The organism is Pantoea sp. Sc1 (assembly GCF_000255315.1).
In the GTDB taxonomy this organism is placed as follows: domain Bacteria; phylum Pseudomonadota; class Gammaproteobacteria; order Enterobacterales; family Enterobacteriaceae; genus Pantoea; species Pantoea anthophila.
In genome coordinates this window covers 3,343,388-3,360,265 of the sequence record NZ_AJFP01000001.1, presented here as the reverse complement: position 1 = coordinate 3,360,265, position 16,878 = coordinate 3,343,388, and the positions used below count along the sequence as shown (strand labels likewise).

Annotated in this window: 16 protein-coding genes; 10 read left to right on the top strand and 6 right to left on the bottom strand. The window is 56.8% G+C overall.

What is annotated here, in order from left to right:
• The first annotated feature begins 69 nt into the window (after positions 1 to 69).
• The 9 genes from murC to mutT all read left to right on the top strand — a co-directional run bounded on the left by murC (position 70) and on the right by mutT (position 10,918).
• Complete coding sequence (gene murC / locus S7A_RS15645) at positions 70 to 1,548, top strand: UDP-N-acetylmuramate--L-alanine ligase (protein ID WP_009092134.1); 1,479 nt, start codon at positions 70 to 72, stop codon at positions 1,546 to 1,548.
• Positions 1,538 to 2,458 carry a D-alanine--D-alanine ligase gene (locus S7A_RS15640; RefSeq protein WP_009092132.1) on the top strand — a complete coding sequence of 307 codons (921 nt, stop codon included), beginning with the start codon at positions 1,538 to 1,540 and terminating at the stop codon, positions 2,456 to 2,458. Before murC ends, S7A_RS15640 begins: the two co-directional genes overlap by 11 nt.
• A 1-nt stretch (position 2,459) precedes the next feature.
• Positions 2,460 to 3,299 carry a cell division protein FtsQ gene (ftsQ, locus tag S7A_RS15635; RefSeq protein WP_009092131.1) on the top strand — a complete coding sequence of 280 codons (840 nt, stop codon included), beginning with the start codon at positions 2,460 to 2,462 and terminating at the stop codon, positions 3,297 to 3,299.
• Positions 3,296 to 4,552 carry a cell division protein FtsA gene (gene ftsA, locus S7A_RS15630; RefSeq protein ID WP_009092129.1) on the top strand — a complete coding sequence of 419 codons (1,257 nt, stop codon included), beginning with the start codon at positions 3,296 to 3,298 and terminating at the stop codon, positions 4,550 to 4,552. The genes ftsQ and ftsA overlap by 4 nt, the downstream gene beginning before the upstream one ends.
• A gap of 71 nt (positions 4,553 to 4,623) precedes the next feature.
• On the top strand, positions 4,624 to 5,778 hold the full coding sequence (gene ftsZ / locus S7A_RS15625; RefSeq protein WP_009092127.1) for a cell division protein FtsZ: 1,155 nt from the start codon (positions 4,624 to 4,626) through the stop codon (positions 5,776 to 5,778).
• A gap of 101 nt (positions 5,779 to 5,879) precedes the next feature.
• Positions 5,880 to 6,797 (top strand): UDP-3-O-acyl-N-acetylglucosamine deacetylase, encoded by a 918-nt coding sequence (gene lpxC, locus S7A_RS15620; protein ID WP_009092125.1) that lies wholly within the window; start codon positions 5,880 to 5,882, stop codon positions 6,795 to 6,797.
• Positions 6,798 to 7,096: 299 nt separating this feature from the next.
• Positions 7,097 to 7,603 carry a secA translation cis-regulator SecM gene (gene secM, locus S7A_RS15615; RefSeq protein WP_237712321.1) on the top strand — a complete coding sequence of 169 codons (507 nt, stop codon included), beginning with the start codon at positions 7,097 to 7,099 and terminating at the stop codon, positions 7,601 to 7,603.
• A 74-nt stretch (positions 7,604 to 7,677) separates the two neighbouring features.
• On the top strand, positions 7,678 to 10,380 hold the full coding sequence (gene secA / locus S7A_RS15610; protein WP_009092121.1) for a preprotein translocase subunit SecA: 2,703 nt from the start codon (positions 7,678 to 7,680) through the stop codon (positions 10,378 to 10,380).
• 142 nt (positions 10,381 to 10,522) lie between these two features.
• Positions 10,523 to 10,918, top strand: a complete 396-nt coding sequence (gene mutT / locus S7A_RS15605) for an 8-oxo-dGTP diphosphatase MutT (protein WP_009092119.1) — start codon at positions 10,523 to 10,525, stop codon at positions 10,916 to 10,918.
• Positions 10,919 to 10,948: 30 nt separating this feature from the next.
• On the opposite strand, the gene yacG is transcribed toward mutT, so the two are convergent.
• The 3 genes from yacG to coaE are packed head-to-tail and all read right to left on the bottom strand — an operon-like array spanning position 10,949 to position 12,511.
• Positions 10,949 to 11,146, bottom strand: a complete 198-nt coding sequence (gene yacG, locus S7A_RS15600) for a DNA gyrase inhibitor YacG (protein WP_009092117.1) — start codon at positions 11,144 to 11,146, stop codon at positions 10,949 to 10,951.
• 8 nt (positions 11,147 to 11,154) lie between these two features.
• Positions 11,155 to 11,898, bottom strand: a complete 744-nt coding sequence (zapD, locus tag S7A_RS15595; RefSeq protein ID WP_009092116.1) for a cell division protein ZapD — start codon at positions 11,896 to 11,898, stop codon at positions 11,155 to 11,157.
• A 4-nt stretch (positions 11,899 to 11,902) separates the two neighbouring features.
• On the bottom strand, positions 11,903 to 12,511 hold the full coding sequence (gene coaE, locus S7A_RS15590; protein ID WP_009092113.1) for a dephospho-CoA kinase: 609 nt from the start codon (positions 12,509 to 12,511) through the stop codon (positions 11,903 to 11,905).
• Positions 12,512 to 12,745: 234 nt separating this feature from the next.
• On the opposite strand from coaE, the gene S7A_RS15585 reads away from it, so the two are divergent.
• Positions 12,746 to 13,786, top strand: coding sequence for a GMP reductase (locus S7A_RS15585; RefSeq protein WP_009092110.1), 1,041 nt, complete (start codon positions 12,746 to 12,748; stop codon positions 13,784 to 13,786).
• Between the two features lie 25 nt (positions 13,787 to 13,811).
• Here the strand turns inward: S7A_RS15585 and hofC are convergent, their stop codons facing one another.
• The 3 genes from hofC to ppdD are packed head-to-tail and all read right to left on the bottom strand — an operon-like array spanning position 13,812 to position 16,831.
• Positions 13,812 to 15,011 (bottom strand): protein transport protein HofC, encoded by a 1,200-nt coding sequence (hofC, locus tag S7A_RS15580; protein WP_009092109.1) that lies wholly within the window; start codon positions 15,009 to 15,011, stop codon positions 13,812 to 13,814.
• The gene (gene gspE, locus S7A_RS15575; RefSeq protein ID WP_009092107.1) at positions 15,004 to 16,389 is read right to left on the bottom strand and encodes a type II secretion system protein GspE; all 1,386 of its coding nucleotides are present in this window, start codon (positions 16,387 to 16,389) and stop codon (positions 15,004 to 15,006) included. The genes hofC and gspE overlap by 8 nt, the downstream gene beginning before the upstream one ends.
• On the bottom strand, positions 16,376 to 16,831 hold the full coding sequence (gene ppdD / locus S7A_RS15570; protein ID WP_009092106.1) for a prepilin peptidase-dependent pilin: 456 nt from the start codon (positions 16,829 to 16,831) through the stop codon (positions 16,376 to 16,378). The genes gspE and ppdD overlap by 14 nt, the downstream gene beginning before the upstream one ends.
• Positions 16,832 to 16,878 lie beyond the last annotated feature (47 nt).

The following is a 16,878-nucleotide window of genomic DNA, read 5'->3' as shown; positions in this document are numbered from 1 at the left end:
CATTCCGGTCAGCGTGTCTGACCTGTACCCGGGCCGGGTACAAACTGAAAGAGCAGGTAATTGAGAGCGATGAATACACAACAATTGGCAAAACTGCGTTCTATCGTGCCCGAGATGCGTCGCGTCCGGCACATCCACTTTGTCGGCATCGGTGGTGCTGGCATGGGCGGTATTGCCGAAGTGTTAGCAAATGAAGGCTACCATATCAGCGGTTCAGATCTGGCCCCTAACCCGGTGACGCAGAACCTGATAGCGCTGGGTGCGACCATCTATTTTAACCATCGCCCTGAAAACGTGAACGATGCCAGCGTGGTGGTGGTTTCCAGCGCGGTCTCGCAGGACAACCCTGAACTGGTGGCGGCGCGTGAACAGCGCATTCCGGTCATTCGTCGCGCGGAGATGCTGGCGGAGCTGATGCGATTCCGTCACGGCATCGCCGTTGCGGGCACCCATGGCAAAACCACCACCACGGCGATGGTCTCAAGCATTTATGCGGAAGCCGGGCTGGATCCGACCTTTGTGAACGGCGGACTGGTCAAAGCAGCAGGCACCCATGCCCGTCTGGGCAACAGCCGCTATCTGATTGCCGAAGCGGATGAGAGTGACGCGTCGTTCCTGCATCTGCAGCCGATGGTGGCGATTGTAACCAACATCGAAGCGGACCACATGGACACCTATCAGGGCGATTTTGAGAACCTGAAGCAGACCTTTATTAACTTCCTGCACAACCTGCCGTTTTATGGTCGCGCAGTGATGTGCGTGGATGATGCGGTGATCCGCGATCTGATCCCACGTGTAGGACGGCACATTACCACCTACGGTTTCAGTGATGACGCTGACCTGCGCATTGAGAATTATGAGCAGAGTGGTGCGCAGGGACATTTCACCCTGATCCGTCAGGATAAAGCGCCGCTGCAGATTACGCTGAACGCACCGGGCCGCCACAACGCACTGAATGCGGCCGCCGCGGTTGCCGTCGCCAGCGAAGAGGGCATTGAAGACAACGCCATTCTGGCCGCGCTGGAGAGCTTCCAGGGCACGGGCCGTCGCTTTGATCTGCTGGGTGAGTTCCCGACCGAACCGGTAAACGGGCAGCCGGGCAGCGCAATGCTGGTGGATGACTATGGTCATCACCCGACTGAAGTTGAGGCGACGATCAAAGCGGCACGTGCAGGCTGGCCGGACAAAAAACTGGTCATGGTATTTCAGCCGCACCGTTTCAGCCGAACCCGCGATCTCTTCGATGATTTCGCCAACGTGCTGTCACATGTCGATGTCCTGCTGATGCTGGATGTCTACTCTGCCGGTGAGACGGCCATTCCGGGCGCAGACAGCCGTTCGCTCTGCCGTGCGATTCGCAATCGGGGCAAAGTGGATCCGATTCTGGTGCCGGAACATGACGCGCTGCCGGAGATGCTGGCACCGCTGCTGTCAGGCAACGATCTGATTCTGGTGCAGGGGGCCGGTAACGTCGGTAAGGTTGCCCGCAAGCTGGCTGACGCGAAGCTCCAGCCGGAGCAGAAAGCGGAGGATCGTCATGGCGGATAAAGTTGCCGTATTAATGGGCGGTACCTCGGCAGAGCGTGAGGTGTCACTCAACTCGGGTCAGGCTGTGTTAGCCGGATTACGGGAAATGGGCATTGATGCATATGGCATCGATACCCGTGATGTTTCGGTTCTCACGCTGAAAGAGCAGGGCTTTACCAAAGCCTTTATCGCTCTGCATGGCCGGGGTGGCGAAGATGGCTCGCTGCAGGCGGTGCTGGAGTTTCTGCAACTACCCTACACGGGCAGCGGCGTGATGGCCTCAGCCGTCACCATGGACAAGCTGCGCACCAAACTGCTGTGGCAGGGGCGCGGCTTACCTTCAGGACGCTTTGTCTGGCTGACGCGTCAGCAATTTGATGCCGGGCTGGATGCCGAGAGCGACGCGGCGATTGCGGCGCTTGGCCTGCCACTGTTTGTTAAGCCAGCCTGTGAAGGCTCCAGCGTGGGCATCAGCCGGGTCAACGATCTGAGCGCGCTGCCTGCTGCACTGGAACTGGCGTTTAAGCACGACAATGACGTGCTGGTCGAGGCGTTTCTCAGCGGCGCGGAGTATACCGTCGCGATTGTGGGCGATCGTATTCTGCCTGCCATTGAAATTAAGAGCGCCAGCGAGTTCTATGACTATGAAGCTAAATACATTTCTGACGATACTCAGTATCTCTGTCCGGCCGATTTAAGTGCCGAACGGGAAGCAGAATTGCAGCAGCTGGTGCTGGCAGCCTGGCGTGCGCTGGGATGCCGTGGCTGGGGACGGGTTGATGTGATGACCGACGGAGAGGGGAACTTTCAGCTGCTGGAAGCCAACACCTCACCGGGCATGACCAGCCACAGTCTGGTGCCGATGGCGGCGAAACAGGCGGGTATGCGTTTCCCGCAGCTGGTTGCCCATATTCTGGAGCTGGCCGACTGATATGTCACAGGCGGCGATGAGAGTTCGAAACCGTGAACCGCAGGAGCGTACTCGCACCGGGCGCAGTAACGGAGCCCGACTGTTCGGTATTGTTTTCCTGCTGATTGTCATCGGGATTATGATTTCCGGCGGGCTGGTGGTGCTGAAGTGGATGAATGATGCGTCCCGGTTGCCGTTATCCAGACTGGTGGTAACGGGGCAGACGCACTACACCACGCACGATGATATCCGCCAGGCGATCCTGTCGCTTGGCCCACCGGGCACCTTTATGTCGCAGAATGTCGACATCCTGCAGCAGCAGATCGAGCGGCTGCCGTGGATCAAGCAGGTCAGCGTGCGTAAACAGTGGCCGGACGAGCTGAAGATTCATCTGGTGGAGTACACGCCAGTGGCGCGCTGGAACGATGTGCATATGGTGGATGCTGATGGGGTTTCCTTCAGTGTGCCTGCCAGCCACATTGGTAAAGAGACGTTGCCAATGCTGTATGGACCTGAAGGGAGTGAGAAAGAGGTCCTGGCGGGCTATCACAGCATGGATGATGTGCTGAAAGCCCGGAAGTTTACTCTGAAGGTGGCGTCGATGACGGCCCGGCGTTCATGGCAGCTGGTCACCAGCGATGATGTTCGTATCGAGCTGGGCCGCAGCGACACCATGAAACGACTGAATCGCTTTATTGAGCTCTACCCGGTGCTGGAACAGCAAGGTCAGAACGAGAGCAAACGTATCAGCTACGTGGATTTGCGATACGACTCGGGCGCTTCTGTTGGCTGGACACCGGTTGTGATGGAGCCACAGGACAGTAATCAGCAACAGAACCAGGCACAGGCTAAACAACAATGATCAAGGCAACGGACAGAAAACTGGTAGTTGGACTCGAAATCGGCACTGCGAAGGTCGCCGCCCTGGTTGGGGAAATTCTGCCCGATGGTATGGTCAACATTATTGGGGTGGGCAGCTGTCCCTCCCGCGGTATGGATAAAGGTGGCGTAAACGACCTTGAGTCGGTGGTGAAATGCGTTCAGCGTGCCATCGACCAGGCTGAGCTGATGGCAGATTGCCAGATCTCCTCTGTCTACCTTGCTTTATCGGGCAAACATATCAGTTGTCAGAACGAAATCGGGATGGTTCCGATTTCGGAAGAGGAAGTGACTCAGGATGATGTGGAGAACGTCGTGCATACCGCCAAATCGGTGCGTGTGCGTGATGAGCATCGCATCCTGCACGTGATTCCTCAGGAATATGCCATCGACTATCAGGAAGGGATTAAGAACCCGGTCGGCCTTTCCGGCGTGCGTATGCAGGCGAAAGTGCACCTGATCACCTGTCACAACGACATGGCGAAGAACATCGTAAAAGCCGTTGAGCGGTGCGGGCTGAAAGTCGATCAGCTGATTTTTGCCGGTCTCGCCTCCAGTTTTGCCGTTTTAACGGAAGACGAACGTGAGCTGGGCGTGTGTGTTGTCGACATTGGTGGCGGTACAATGGACATTGCCGTATATACCGGCGGCGCTTTACGGCACACTAAGGTTATTCCGTATGCGGGCAACGTCGTCACCAGCGATATCGCCTATGCGTTTGGCACACCGCCAACCGATGCGGAGGCGATTAAAGTGCGCCATGGCTGTGCGCTGGGATCGATTGTCGGCAAAGATGAGAACGTTGAAGTGCCAAGCGTGGGTGGACGTCCACCGCGCAGCCTGCAGCGTCAGACGCTGGCAGAGGTGATTGAGCCGCGTTATACCGAACTTTTGAATCTGGTCAACGACGAGATTCTGCAGTTACAGGAACAACTGCGTCAGCAGGGCGTGAAGCACCACTTAGCCGCAGGCATTGTCCTGACCGGTGGCGCCGCGCAAATTGAAGGACTGGCGGCCTGTGCGCAACGCGTATTCCATACGCAGGTGCGTATCGGACAGCCGCTGAATATTACTGGCCTGACTGATTATGCGCAGGAATCGTACTACTCGACCGCGGTGGGACTGCTGCACTATGGCAAAGAGTCGCACATGAACGGTGATGCAGAGACCGAAAAGCGTGTCTCAGTAGGTAACTGGTTCAAGCGTTTTAACAGTTGGTTAAAAAAAGAGTTTTAATTTTTGTGAAAGGAGATCATGCTGTTTTCTTTAGTGATCTCCAGGCGACAGGCACATAACGGAGAGAAATCATGTTTGAACCTATGGAATTAACCAACGACGCGGTGATTAAAGTCATCGGCGTCGGTGGCGGCGGCGGTAACGCCGTAGAGCACATGGTACGCGAGCGTATCGAAGGTGTGGAATTCTTTGCTGTGAATACCGACGCTCAGGCGCTGCGTAAAACAGCGGTTGGCCAGACGATCCAGATCGGTAACAACATTACCAAAGGTCTGGGTGCGGGTGCGAACCCGGAAGTGGGCCGTAACTCTGCAGAAGAAGATCGCGAAGCACTGCGTTCTGCGCTGGAAGGGGCAGACATGGTGTTCATCGCAGCCGGCATGGGCGGCGGTACCGGTACCGGTGCAGCGCCTGTCGTGGCTGAAGTGGCAAAGGATTTAGGCATCCTGACGGTGGCCGTGGTCACCAAGCCGTTCAACTTCGAAGGCAAAAAACGCATGGCGTTTGCCGAGCAGGGGATCGCTGAACTCTCTAAGCATGTCGATTCACTGATCACCATTCCTAACGACAAGCTGCTGAAAGTGCTGGGTCGCGGAATCTCCCTGCTGGATGCGTTTGGCGCAGCCAACGACGTGCTGAAAGGCGCAGTCCAGGGTATTGCCGAGCTGATCACCCGTCCGGGCCTGATGAACGTCGACTTTGCTGACGTGCGTACCGTCATGTCTGAAATGGGCTATGCGATGATGGGTTCAGGCGTTGCGTGCGGTGAAGATCGCGCGGAAGAAGCGGCTGAAATGGCGATCTCCAGCCCACTGCTGGAAGATATCGACCTGTCTGGTGCACGTGGCGTGCTGGTCAACATTACGGCAGGCTTCGATCTGCGTCTGGATGAGTTCGAAACCGTGGGTAACACCATCCGCGCCTTCGCCTCTGACAACGCAACCGTGGTTATCGGCACCTCGCTGGATCCGGAAATGAACGACGAACTGCGCGTCACCGTGGTGGCAACCGGTATCGGCATGGACAAGCGTCCGGAAATCACGCTGGTCACTAACAAGCCAGCCAGCCAGCCTGTGATGGATCACCGCTATCAGCAGCACGGTATGTCACCGCTGCCGCAGGAGCAGAAACCCGCTGCTAAAGTGGTTAACGACCAGGCTGCGCAGTCGAACAAAGAGCCCGACTATCTTGATATTCCGGCCTTTTTACGCAAGCAGGCCGATTAGGATTAACCCTATAATTGGGGTTCTCCGCTCTTTGTGCTAAAGTGTCTGCCCGCTGGTAAAGTATACTGGCGGTCGGAAAGGTAATATTGCGAGATAATGCGATGATCAAACAAAGGACATTAAAACGTATTGTTCAGGCGACGGGTGTCGGTTTGCATACCGGCAAAAAAGTCACCCTGACATTACGCCCTGCGTCGGCTAACACCGGGGTCATCTATCGTCGCACCGACTTGAATCCACCGGTAGATTTTCCGGCTGATGCAAAATACGTGCGCGACACCATGCTGAGTACCTGCCTGGTGAATGATGACGGCGTGCGTATTTCAACGGTCGAACACCTCAATGCCGCCCTGGCCGGTCTGGGTATCGATAACATTATTGTTGAAGTCGATGCTCCGGAAATTCCGATCATGGATGGCAGCGCAGCACCGTTTATCTATCTGCTGATGGATGCGGGTATCGAACAGCTCAACAGCGCGAAGAAATTCGTGCGCGTTAAGCAGACCGTGCGTGTGGAAGAGGGTGATAAATGGGCCGAGATCAAACCGTATAACGGTTTCTCGCTAGATTTCACCATCGACTTCAAACACCCGGCTATCGATTCCAGCTCACAGCGTTATGCGATGAACTTTTCTGCTGATGCCTTTGTTCGTCAGATCAGCCGGGCGCGTACATTTGGCTTTATGCGTGAAATCGAATATCTGCAGTCTAAAGGCCTGTGCCTGGGCGGTAGCTTAGATTGTGCGATAGGTCTGGATGATTTCCGCGTACTGAATGAAGAAGGCCTGCGTTTTGAAGACGAGTTTGTCCGTCACAAAATGCTGGACGCTATCGGCGACCTGTTTATGTGTGGTCACAACATCATTGGTGCATTTACTGCATTCAAATCAGGCCACGCACTGAACAACAAGCTGCTGCAAGCGGTTCTGGCTAAGCAGGAAGCCTGGGAATGGGCAACCTTCGAAGACGAAGCTGAACTGCCGCTGGCATTCAAAGCACCGAATCTGGTTCTGGCTTAATTACCCCGGAACGCGAAACGGCTGGTTATGCTGACACCCTCTCCGGTCAGCGGCACCAGCCGTTTTTTATTGCCCTCCTGTTCTCCGTCGCAATTGTGTGACCTCTCTCGTAACGCCTTGTCTGTTCTGCTGAATTGCTGAACAATCGCTCGCCTTTTCTCACACCGCCACTTTAATCTCAGGTGTGGATGCCCCACATTAATGATACTATCTGTGGCGCTTTTACAGGCCGAAATCCGTTGCAGCATGCGGCGGTTGAACGAAAACAAAGGCGCAGGAGCATGCGCAATGGAAAGGGTGTGATCGGGATTCTTCAGCGCTGGCGACAATTGGGTAGACGCTATTTCTGGCCCCATCTCCTGTTAGGGATGGTCGCGGCCAGCTTTGGCCTGCCAGCCTGTGCGCAAAACTCCGAACTCAGCACCTCTTCAGAATCTCCGGCCAGCAGCCTTTTTCTGGGCAGTGCCGCACGTTTTGACCACCTGATACGGCTTCAGGAAGCGTCCCGCCGTCCCAGCTTCAGCGTGGATTACTGGCATCAGCATGCCATCCGTACGGTTATCCGTCATCTTTCGTTCACGCTGGCGCCACAGGCCCAGGCGGAGCCACAGATTTTACCGCTGGCGGCACAAAAGCTGGCGCTGATTGATTCACTGCATAACTTACTGACGTCCCATTCTGCGCAGCATACCGCCCCGCAGCTGATGACGGCACCCCCGCTTTTCACCGCCGTAACCCGCTCATGGGTTGAGTGGCATGCCAGCGTGCATGGCATTCGCGCCGGACCTGCCCGATTGTTCTGCTAATATTTTTGGTTTTATTCACTCTGTTAAGATTTCGCAGTCCGGCAAGCGCCGGCTGAATTGAGAAACTATTGATTATGTTAAGCAAAATATTGACCAAGGTTTTTGGCAGCAGCAACGATCGTACGCTGCGCCGCATGCGCAAAGTGGTAGATGTCATCAATAAGATGGAGCCTGATTTCGAGAAGCTCTCTGATGATGAACTGAAAGCCAAAACGGACGAGTTCCGCGAGCGCCTGAAAAAAGGCGAATCGCTGGAGAGCCTGATTCCTGAAGCCTTTGCGACAGTGCGTGAAGCCAGTAAACGTGTGTTTGGCATGCGTCACTTCGACGTTCAGCTGATTGGCGGCATGGTGCTGAACGACCGCTGCATCGCTGAGATGCGCACCGGTGAAGGTAAAACCCTGACCGCGACCCTGCCAGCCTACCTGAACGCACTCTCCGGCAAAGGCGTTCACGTGGTGACCGTCAACGACTATCTGGCTCAGCGCGATGCGGAAAACAACCGTCCACTGTTCGAGTTCCTTGGCCTGAGCATTGGTATCAACATGTCGGGCCTGCCTGCGGTAGCGAAGCGCGAAGCCTACGCTGCAGACATCACCTACGGCACCAACAACGAGTATGGCTTCGACTACCTGCGCGACAATATGGCTTTCAGCCCGGAAGAGCGCGTACAGCGTAAACTGCACTATGCACTGGTGGATGAGGTCGACTCCATCCTGATCGATGAAGCGCGTACGCCGCTGATTATCTCCGGTCCGGCAGAAGACAGTTCTGACCTCTACACCAAAGTGAACAAAATCATCCCTCATCTGGTTCGTCAGGATAAGGAAGATAACGAAACTCATCAGGGTGAAGGTGACTTCTGGGTCGATGAGAAAGCGCGTCAGGCTCACATGTCCGAGCGCGGTCTGGTTAAGGTGGAAGAGCTGCTGGTCAGCCAGGGCATCATGGAAGCGGGTGAGTCACTCTATTCACCGACCAACATCATGCTGATGCATCACGTTACGGCGGCGCTGCGTGCTCATGCGCTCTTTACCCGCGACGTGGACTATATCGTCAAAGATGGCGAGGTCGTGATTGTTGATGAACACACCGGCCGTACCATGCAGGGTCGTCGCTGGTCCGATGGTCTGCATCAGGCGATTGAAGCCAAAGAAGGGGTAGAGATTCAGAACGAGAACCAGACGCTGGCCTCTATCACTTTCCAGAACTACTTCCGTATTTACGAGAAGCTGGCCGGTATGACCGGTACCGCAGACACTGAAGCGTTCGAATTCAGCTCCATCTATAAACTCGACACTATCGTGGTGCCGACCAACCGTCCGATGGTACGTAAAGATCTGGCTGACCTGGTCTACATGACCGAGAAAGAGAAGATCGATGCGATTATCGAAGATATCCGTGAGCGTACTGCTAACGGTCAGCCGGTGCTGGTAGGGACGATCTCGATTGAAAAATCGGAAGTGGTCTCTAACGAACTGACCCGTGCGGGTATTAAACACAACGTTCTGAACGCCAAGTTCCACGCCCGCGAAGCGGATATCGTGGCGCAGGCGGGTCAGCCGGGTGCGGTAACGATCGCCACCAACATGGCGGGTCGTGGTACAGACATTATGCTGGGCGGCAGCTGGCATGCCGATGTGGCGGCGCTGGAGAATCCGACCGAAGCGCAGATCGAAGAGATCAAAGCGGCCTGGAAGGTTCGTCACGATGCGGTTCTGGCATCAGGGGGTTTACACATCGTCGGTACCGAGCGTCATGAGTCCCGCCGTATCGACAACCAGCTGCGTGGTCGCGCAGGTCGTCAGGGTGATGCCGGCTCCTCACGCTTCTACCTCTCAATGGAAGATGCGCTGATGCGTATTTTTGCCTCCGATCGCGTGTCGAATATGATGCGTAAACTGGGCATGAAGCCTGGCGAGGCGATTGAGCATCCATGGGTCACCAAAGCGATCGCCAATGCTCAGCGCAAAGTTGAAAGCCGTAACTTCGATATTCGTAAGCAGCTGCTGGAATATGATGATGTGGCAAACGATCAGCGTCGCGCTATCTACAGCCAGCGTAATGAGCTGCTGGATGTCTCTGATGTGAGCGAAACCATTAACAGTATTCGCCACGATGTCTACAAAGCGACCATCGATACCTACATTCCGCCGCAGTCACTGGAGGAGATGTGGGACGTGCCAGGGCTGGAAGAGCGTCTGCGCGCCGACTTCGATCTTAACCTGCCGATAGCGGAATGGCTGGATAAAGAGCCGGATCTGCACGAGGAAGTGCTGCGTGAGCGCATCATGACCCACGCGACCGAGAGCTATGCTGCCAAAGAAGAGATCGTCGGTGCCGAGATGATGCGTAACTTCGAAAAAGGCGTGATGCTTCAGACGCTGGATTCGCTGTGGAAAGAGCATCTGGCTGCGATGGACTATCTGCGTCAGGGTATCCATCTGCGTGGCTATGCGCAGAAAGATCCTAAGCAGGAGTACAAGCGCGAATCCTTCGCCATGTTCGCTGCGATGCTGGAATCACTGAAGTATGAAGTGATCAGTACCCTGAGCAAGGTTCAGGTGCGTATGCCTGAAGAGGTTGAAGCGATGGAGCAGCAGCGTCGTGAAGAAGCCGAGCGTCTGGCGCAGCAGCAGCAGCTGAGCCACGTAGAAGAGGATGCGCTGGCAGAACCGGCGGCAGAGCAGAGCGGTGAACGTAAAGTCGGCCGCAACGATCCCTGCCCGTGTGGTTCCGGTAAGAAATACAAGCAGTGTCATGGCCGTATCGCCTGATACGCAATGCTGATGAAAAAGGAGCCGCTGGCTCCTTTTTTTATGCCCGCGGCCCATCTCGCCAGAGCAGACGTAAAGCGGTTAACTTCCGCTATAGCATGTTCTAAAATCAGCCCTCACTCATTACGACCGGACAGTTTCCATGAAGCACCTGCAGGTTGCGGTTGGCATCATTCGCAATGCCAGTAAACAAATTTTCCTTGCCCAGCGCGCGTCAACGTCTTACATGGCGAACAAATGGGAGTTTCCCGGCGGTAAGATTGAAGCGGGCGAAAGCGCGGAGGAGGGGCTCGTCAGAGAACTCCATGAAGAAACCGGTATTGAAGTGACCGATGCGCGCCCGATTGGTCATGCCGACCACACCTATGACGATCTGCGCGTAACGCTGCATTTCTTTCTGGTCGAAGGCTGGAAGGGAGAGCCGTGGGGTAAAGAGGGGCAGCCGCAGCGCTGGGTTGATCAGCAGGCGCTGGTCGCCGACGAATTTCCGGCCGCGAATCATCAGCTGATTGCGCGTCTGGTCGCCGGCGAGCTCTGAGCAGATGGGGCAGTGCGCCCCATCCTTCTGTCAGCGATCTTCTTCGCTCCAGTTTTCACTGTCGTTCATATCATCGCTGCTGGGAATGCGTTTCTCTTCGGCAGCCCATTCCCCTAAATCGATAAGCTGACAGCGCTTACTGCAAAACGGCCGAAACGGGCTGAGTTCGTCCCAGATCACCTCTTTGCCACACTGCGGACAGGAGACGGTCATGACTTCTTGCTGCATAGTTACCTCTAACAACAGGCCAGCTGGAAGTTAAGACGGGCGGGCACTTCGCCGCGCTCGCTGTCCAGCGGCATAAAACGAATGGCGTAGCGGCTTTTGTGGCCGGACACCTGTGGATAGAGCGCATCGTCCAGCGACAGCTGCAGTCGCAGCAGATCGGCATCCTCGGCATTATCCTGATAAAAGCCATTGAGGCTGGTCTGCGTATGGAACGAACCCGACTGGCGGATCAAATCCAGCACCATCGCCAGGGCATGATGGAGTGGCTCCAGGGTCTGCATCCAGGCTTCAACCTGCGCATCGCGGACTTCCTGTGGCAGATGCAGCCAGATGTGCAGACCCGGCAAATCAAAACTGCAGCAGCCGCCAGGAATGCTCAGACGCTGGCGCACCAGGGCAATGAGACGATCCTCGCGGAGTTGCTGCCCCATCCGTGGCGCATTCATCAACCGGGTTGACTGACTTTTGAGTTTATCGCTCAGGGCATCTACCCGCGTCATATCGACACCCGGCACATCCGCCCAGGCGCGTAATTTCTGCTGCTGACGCTCCAGCTCTTTCAGCAGCTCTGTGCGAATATCGCCCCGCTCGAAAATGTCGAGCAACTCGCCAGTGAGGCGGAAAAAGGTCAGCGCGTTGACGGTTTTATCCAGCGGGGTCGTTTCGTCTAACTGATTAATTAAAAACTCAACCCGTAGCCAGGTCCGCATTTTTTCATTCAGTGGGTGTTCAAACAGAACGGGTGTGCTCATGTTATTAATCCTGTTTCGTTGCCGCCAGCCGGAGGTAGCGCTGGTGAAGTCCGGCAACCTGTGGCAAGGCGTCATCGGGCTCGCCACTGTTATCAATAATATCGTCGGCACAGGCGAGGCGCTGCTGGCGCGTCGCCTGCGCGGAAAGAATACGTTGCGCCTGCTCCAGGGAGAGCCCATCGCGCTGTCGGGTACGGGCTAACTGCGTCTCCTCATCAACATCCACGACCAGCACCCGATCAGCCTGGTGCTGTAACTGATTTTCTACCAGTAGTGGCACCACCCAGAGCACATAAGGTGAGGCCGCCTGGGCGATCAGCTGTCGCGTCCGGGCGTTAATCAGCGGGTGCAGCAGCGCGTTTAACCAGCTTTTCTCTTCGGGCTGCTGGAAAATAATTTCGCGCAGGCGAGCACGGTCAAGCGTTCCTTGTCCGGTCACGATCGATGCGCCGAAGCGCGCCTCAATGGCCTGCAGAGCGGGAGTGCCTGGCTCGACCACTTCGCGTGCGATCAGGTCAGCATCAATAATTTCCACACCAAGCGCAGCAAAGGCTCCGGCTATCGTGCTTTTACCACTGCCGATTCCTCCTGTGAGCGCGACGGTATAGGGCATGTTTCTCACCTGGCTTCTCATATGGACATAGGTTCAGGGTAATGATCTGAACAAAAAACGCAAAAATGAGCGACAGATCACACCAATAAAGCAGCAATAAATTTTACGGATTGTAGCGTAAATAAAGTGAAATTCGCAGTCTTGTCGCGTCGCCAGAGGCGCGTAATATAACGTCACTGGAACCGTGCTTATTTCGCGAACGGCGAGTTGTTGCCACCTACCAGGACACTGTTTATGCGTATTGAAGAAGATCTGAAACTGGGCTTTAAAGATGTCTTAATCCGGCCCAAACGCTCCACGCTGCAAAGCCGCTCGCAGGTCGAGCTGGAACGCAGCTTCACCTTCCGCCACTCCCGCCTGAGCTGGAGCGGCGTCCCGATTATCGCGGCTAACATGGATACCGTCGGCACCTTTTTAATGGCTGAGGCGCTGGCCAGTTTTGCTATTCTCACTGCCGTTCACAAGCACTACAGCGTGGAGGAGTGGCGGGCGTTTATTCAGCGCGTCCCCGCCACGGTTCTGAAGCATGTGATGGTGTCAACCGGCACCTCTGAAAACGATCTGAACAAGCTGGTCGCCATTATGGCGCTGTCCGACGATTTACAGTTTATCTGCATCGACGTGGCCAACGGCTACTCGCAGCATTTTGTTGATTTTCTGCAGCGCGCTCGTGAGATGTTCCCGGCGAAAACCATCTGTGCCGGTAATGTGGTGACAGGGGAAATGGTGGAAGAGCTGATTCTGTCGGGCGCGGATATCGTCAAGGTTGGCATCGGTCCGGGGTCAGTCTGCACGACCCGGGTGAAAACCGGCGTGGGCTATCCGCAGCTTTCTGCCGTCATCGAATGTGCCGATGCGGCCCATGGCTTAAGTGGACAGATTGTCAGTGATGGCGGCTGTTCGGTGCCAGGCGATATTGCGAAAGCCTTTGGCGGCGGAGCGGACTTTGTGATGCTGGGAGGCATGCTGGCGGCACACGATGAGTGTGAAGGGCAGGTCGTCGAAGAAAATGGCGAAAGCTTCATGCTGTTTTACGGCATGAGTTCTGAATCGGCGATGAAACGTCATGTCGGCGGTGTCGCCCAGTATCGGGCCGCCGAAGGTAAAACGGTGAAGCTGCCATTACGTGGCCCGGTGGCTGATACTGCACGGGATATTCTGGGAGGTTTGCGGTCCGCCTGCACCTACGTCGGGGCTGAGCGTCTGAAAGAGCTGACCAAACGCACGACCTTCATCCGGGTCAATGAGCAGGAAAACCGCGTATTCAACCGGTAATCGTCCGGGGCGCATCCGGCGCCCCTTAATGCATCGCATCACCCAGACCGAATACGGGCAGATACATCGCGACTACCAGCGAGCCGACGATAGCGCCAATGACCACCATCATCACCGGCTCCAGCGACGCCGCCAGGGTATCAGCACGTTTGCGGGTCTCTGCCTCGTGCCACTCCGCCAGACGCGCCAGCATCACATCCAGTGCTCCCGCCTCTTCGCCGACCCGAATCAGCTGACCACATAACGGCGTGAACAGCGAATGATGCATCAATGCCTGATGCAGGGGATGACCCTGAGCAATGTGCTGCTGGAGGGCGGCCATGGCCTCCCGCCAGAGCAGGGCAGAGAGCGTCACTTCTGCGGCGGCCAGTCCCTGCAACAGGGTCAACCCGGCACGCTGCGTCAGCGTCAGGATGGTATAGATCTGCGTCAGCTGCATCCCCTGCCATAATCCGGCAAGCAGGGGGAGGCGCAGCAAAAGCGCCTGTTCGCGGCGCTGCCAGTCCGCAGAGCGCCGTCGCAACTGAAACACAATCGCCAGTATCAGCGTTACGCCGAAAGCGAGGACGCCTCCCCATGCCTGAAGCTGGGCTGATAGCTGCATCACCGCTGCCGTAAAGGCGGGCAGGGGCGCGTCAAAGGCGTCATAGACGGCAACGAACTCAGGCAGCACAAACAGCAGCATGCCGCAGGTGACAGCGAGGGCCACCAGCAGGATGAACAGCGGATAACGCAACGCTTTCACCACCTGGTGACCTAACTGCTGTTGCCGGATCTGCTGACGGGCCAGCTCATCGCAGCAGACATCAAGCTGACCGGTCAGTTCACCCACCTCCATCAGTGCCGGATAGAGCGCCGGAAAAATCTGTGGCCATTCACGTAATGCCTGAGAAAAAGGGGTGCCGCTGAGCACCCGATAATGCAGGGCGAGCAGCAATGCCCGCCAGCCTGCATGCGGATGCCCCTCTGCCAGCAACGCCAGACTCTCTGCCAGCGGCAGACCGGCTTTGAGCAGGGTTGCCAGCTGGCGTATCAGATCGCTCTTCTGCTGCCACTTCCATTCCGACTGACGCCAGCCCTTTTCCCGCTTCCAGCTCACGGGCAGCAGGTCGCGCTGCGCCAGCACCCGCAGCAGAGTTTCACTGTCAACCGCCAGCAGCTGACCACTGCGCAACTGCCCCTGGCTATCTACCGCCTGCCAGCGGAACAGCGCTGCATCAGCCATCGTCCAGCCCGATGACCCGCTGCATCTCTTCCAGCGAGGTGTCGCCCCGGCTTACGGCTTCCAGACCGGAAACCAGCAGGGGGCGCAATCCCTGCTGTTTTGCCAGCGTGAGCAGATTCTCCAGCGGCATCTCAGCAGCAATGGCATTCTGTAGCCTGGCATTGATCGGCAGCAGTTCAAACAGCGCCAGCCGGCCAAAGTAGCCGGAGAAGCAGTGATCGCAACCGGGTGCCCGCCAGGTTTGCAGCGTGCCGGGCCAGATTTCTGTGGGGTAGTGCGCCACCGCCTGGGCCGGCTGACGGCAATGGGGGCAGAGGCGCCGGACCAGGCGTTGAGCCACGATCAGCTTCAGCGCCGGGCCCAGCAGATAACCGGGGATGCCCATCTGCCGCAGCCGCGTCAGCGTCTCGGCGGTGGAGTTGGTGTGCAGGGTTGAAAGCACCAGATGGCCGGTCTGCGCTGCCTTCACTGCAATCTCTGCCGTTTCGGCATCGCGGATCTCTCCGACCATAATGACATCCGGATCCTGTCTCAGTAACGCCCGCAGCACACGGTTAAAATCCAGCCCCTTGCGGTTATGGATCTGCGTCTGATTAATGCCGGACAGCGGGATCTCAATCGGATCTTCCACGCTGCACAGGTTTTTTTCTGGCCGGTTCAGGGCGCTGAGTCCACTGTAGAGGGTAAATGTCTTGCCGCTGCCGGTCGGCCCGGTGACCAGGATCATCCCCTGCGGCTGGGCCAGCGCCGCCGTGAAGAGGCGCAGCTGCGCAGGGGGGAGACCGAGCTTATCCAGTGACAGCGCCGCGCTTTCACTCTGCAATAGCCGGATGACCGCTTTTTCACCGCCATACACGGGTAACGTTGCCAGACGAAAGGAGGCTGACTGACCGGCGATCGCCAGACTGAACTGACCATCCTGGGGCAACCGGCGTTCGGCAATATCCAGTCCGCCGAGGATTTTCAGGCGCGCCAGCAGCGCCGCAGGCTGGGTCACAGGCAGGGAAGAGAGCGGGTGAAGGACACCGTCAATGCGCAGCCGCACCCGCATCCCCTCAGCGCCGGGTTCGATATGCACATCCGAGGCGCGACGTTCCAGCGCCTGACGCAGAATCAGCTCGGCGGCTTCAATCGCCGATTCAGCGGGTGTCTCTTCGCGCGCGACCCGCCCCGTGTCGGCATGCTGACGTTGATCCAGGCGGGCCTGCGGCCAGCATTCAATGTCAATCTGACACTGACTGGCAAAGTGAAGCGCTTCAGAGAGGCCGGGCGGAACGCTCTCCGCTACGGCAACGCGTAACCGATCGGCATCATGCTGCAAAATCAGCGCGCGATAGCGCTGGCAGAGTGCTGTTATTGCGTCGTCAGGCGGATTCATCGCTGGCCCCTTTATCCGCAAAGCGGAACTGTTCCAGGCAATTGTCGCGCAGATTGTTGTTGCTGCTGGTGCAGCTGCGCTGCCAGCTGATACTGCCATCCGTGGCATCATGAATCGGCACCATTTCAACGCTCAGGCCATTCAGACTCTCCTGGCCGGTCAGTGTAATCACCCCGTTAGTGACGCTCAGTGCCGAAACGTAGCGCGATCCTTTCGCAGCAGGGATACCAGCCTGTCCGGCCTGACACTGCGTCGGGCCGCCGCGCTCCATGGCACAGAGTTCGACGGCGGTTTTATAGGGCACCATCGTTTGCAGCATGTCGGTGAGCGCGGCGCGCTGCAGATAGTTTTGATAGGCGGGCAGGCCGATGGCACTCAGAATCGCCACAATGCCGACCACAATCATCAGTTCAACCAGCGTAAATCCACGTTGATAGTTCATTCCATCGTCTCCTGATTAAGAAGTCGACAGGGTAGAAAGCGGGGGCA

Excerpts from the sequence above, each read along its gene's own strand:
- coaE (WP_009092113.1), bottom strand. The coding sequence starts at position 12,511 with ATGCCCTATACCGTCGCGCTCACAGGAGGAATCGGCAGTGGTAAAAGC.
- secA (WP_009092121.1), top strand. The coding sequence starts at position 7,678 with ATGTTAAGCAAAATATTGACCAAGGTTTTTGGCAGCAGCAACGATCGT.
- yacG (WP_009092117.1), bottom strand. The coding sequence starts at position 11,146 with ATGCAGCAAGAAGTCATGACCGTCTCCTGTCCGCAGTGTGGCAAAGAG.
- ftsA (WP_009092129.1), top strand. The coding sequence starts at position 3,296 with ATGATCAAGGCAACGGACAGAAAACTGGTAGTTGGACTCGAAATCGGC.
- mutT (WP_009092119.1), top strand. The coding sequence starts at position 10,523 with ATGAAGCACCTGCAGGTTGCGGTTGGCATCATTCGCAATGCCAGTAAA.
- ftsZ (WP_009092127.1), top strand. The coding sequence starts at position 4,624 with ATGTTTGAACCTATGGAATTAACCAACGACGCGGTGATTAAAGTCATC.
- ppdD (WP_009092106.1), bottom strand. The coding sequence starts at position 16,831 with ATGAACTATCAACGTGGATTTACGCTGGTTGAACTGATGATTGTGGTC.
- murC (WP_009092134.1), top strand. The coding sequence starts at position 70 with ATGAATACACAACAATTGGCAAAACTGCGTTCTATCGTGCCCGAGATG.
- S7A_RS15585 (WP_009092110.1), top strand. The coding sequence starts at position 12,746 with ATGCGTATTGAAGAAGATCTGAAACTGGGCTTTAAAGATGTCTTAATC.
- ftsQ (WP_009092131.1), top strand. The coding sequence starts at position 2,460 with ATGTCACAGGCGGCGATGAGAGTTCGAAACCGTGAACCGCAGGAGCGT.
- S7A_RS15640 (WP_009092132.1), top strand. The coding sequence starts at position 1,538 with ATGGCGGATAAAGTTGCCGTATTAATGGGCGGTACCTCGGCAGAGCGT.
- hofC (WP_009092109.1), bottom strand. The coding sequence starts at position 15,011 with ATGGCTGATGCAGCGCTGTTCCGCTGGCAGGCGGTAGATAGCCAGGGG.
- lpxC (WP_009092125.1), top strand. The coding sequence starts at position 5,880 with ATGATCAAACAAAGGACATTAAAACGTATTGTTCAGGCGACGGGTGTC.
- zapD (WP_009092116.1), bottom strand. The coding sequence starts at position 11,898 with ATGAGCACACCCGTTCTGTTTGAACACCCACTGAATGAAAAAATGCGG.
- gspE (WP_009092107.1), bottom strand. The coding sequence starts at position 16,389 with ATGAATCCGCCTGACGACGCAATAACAGCACTCTGCCAGCGCTATCGC.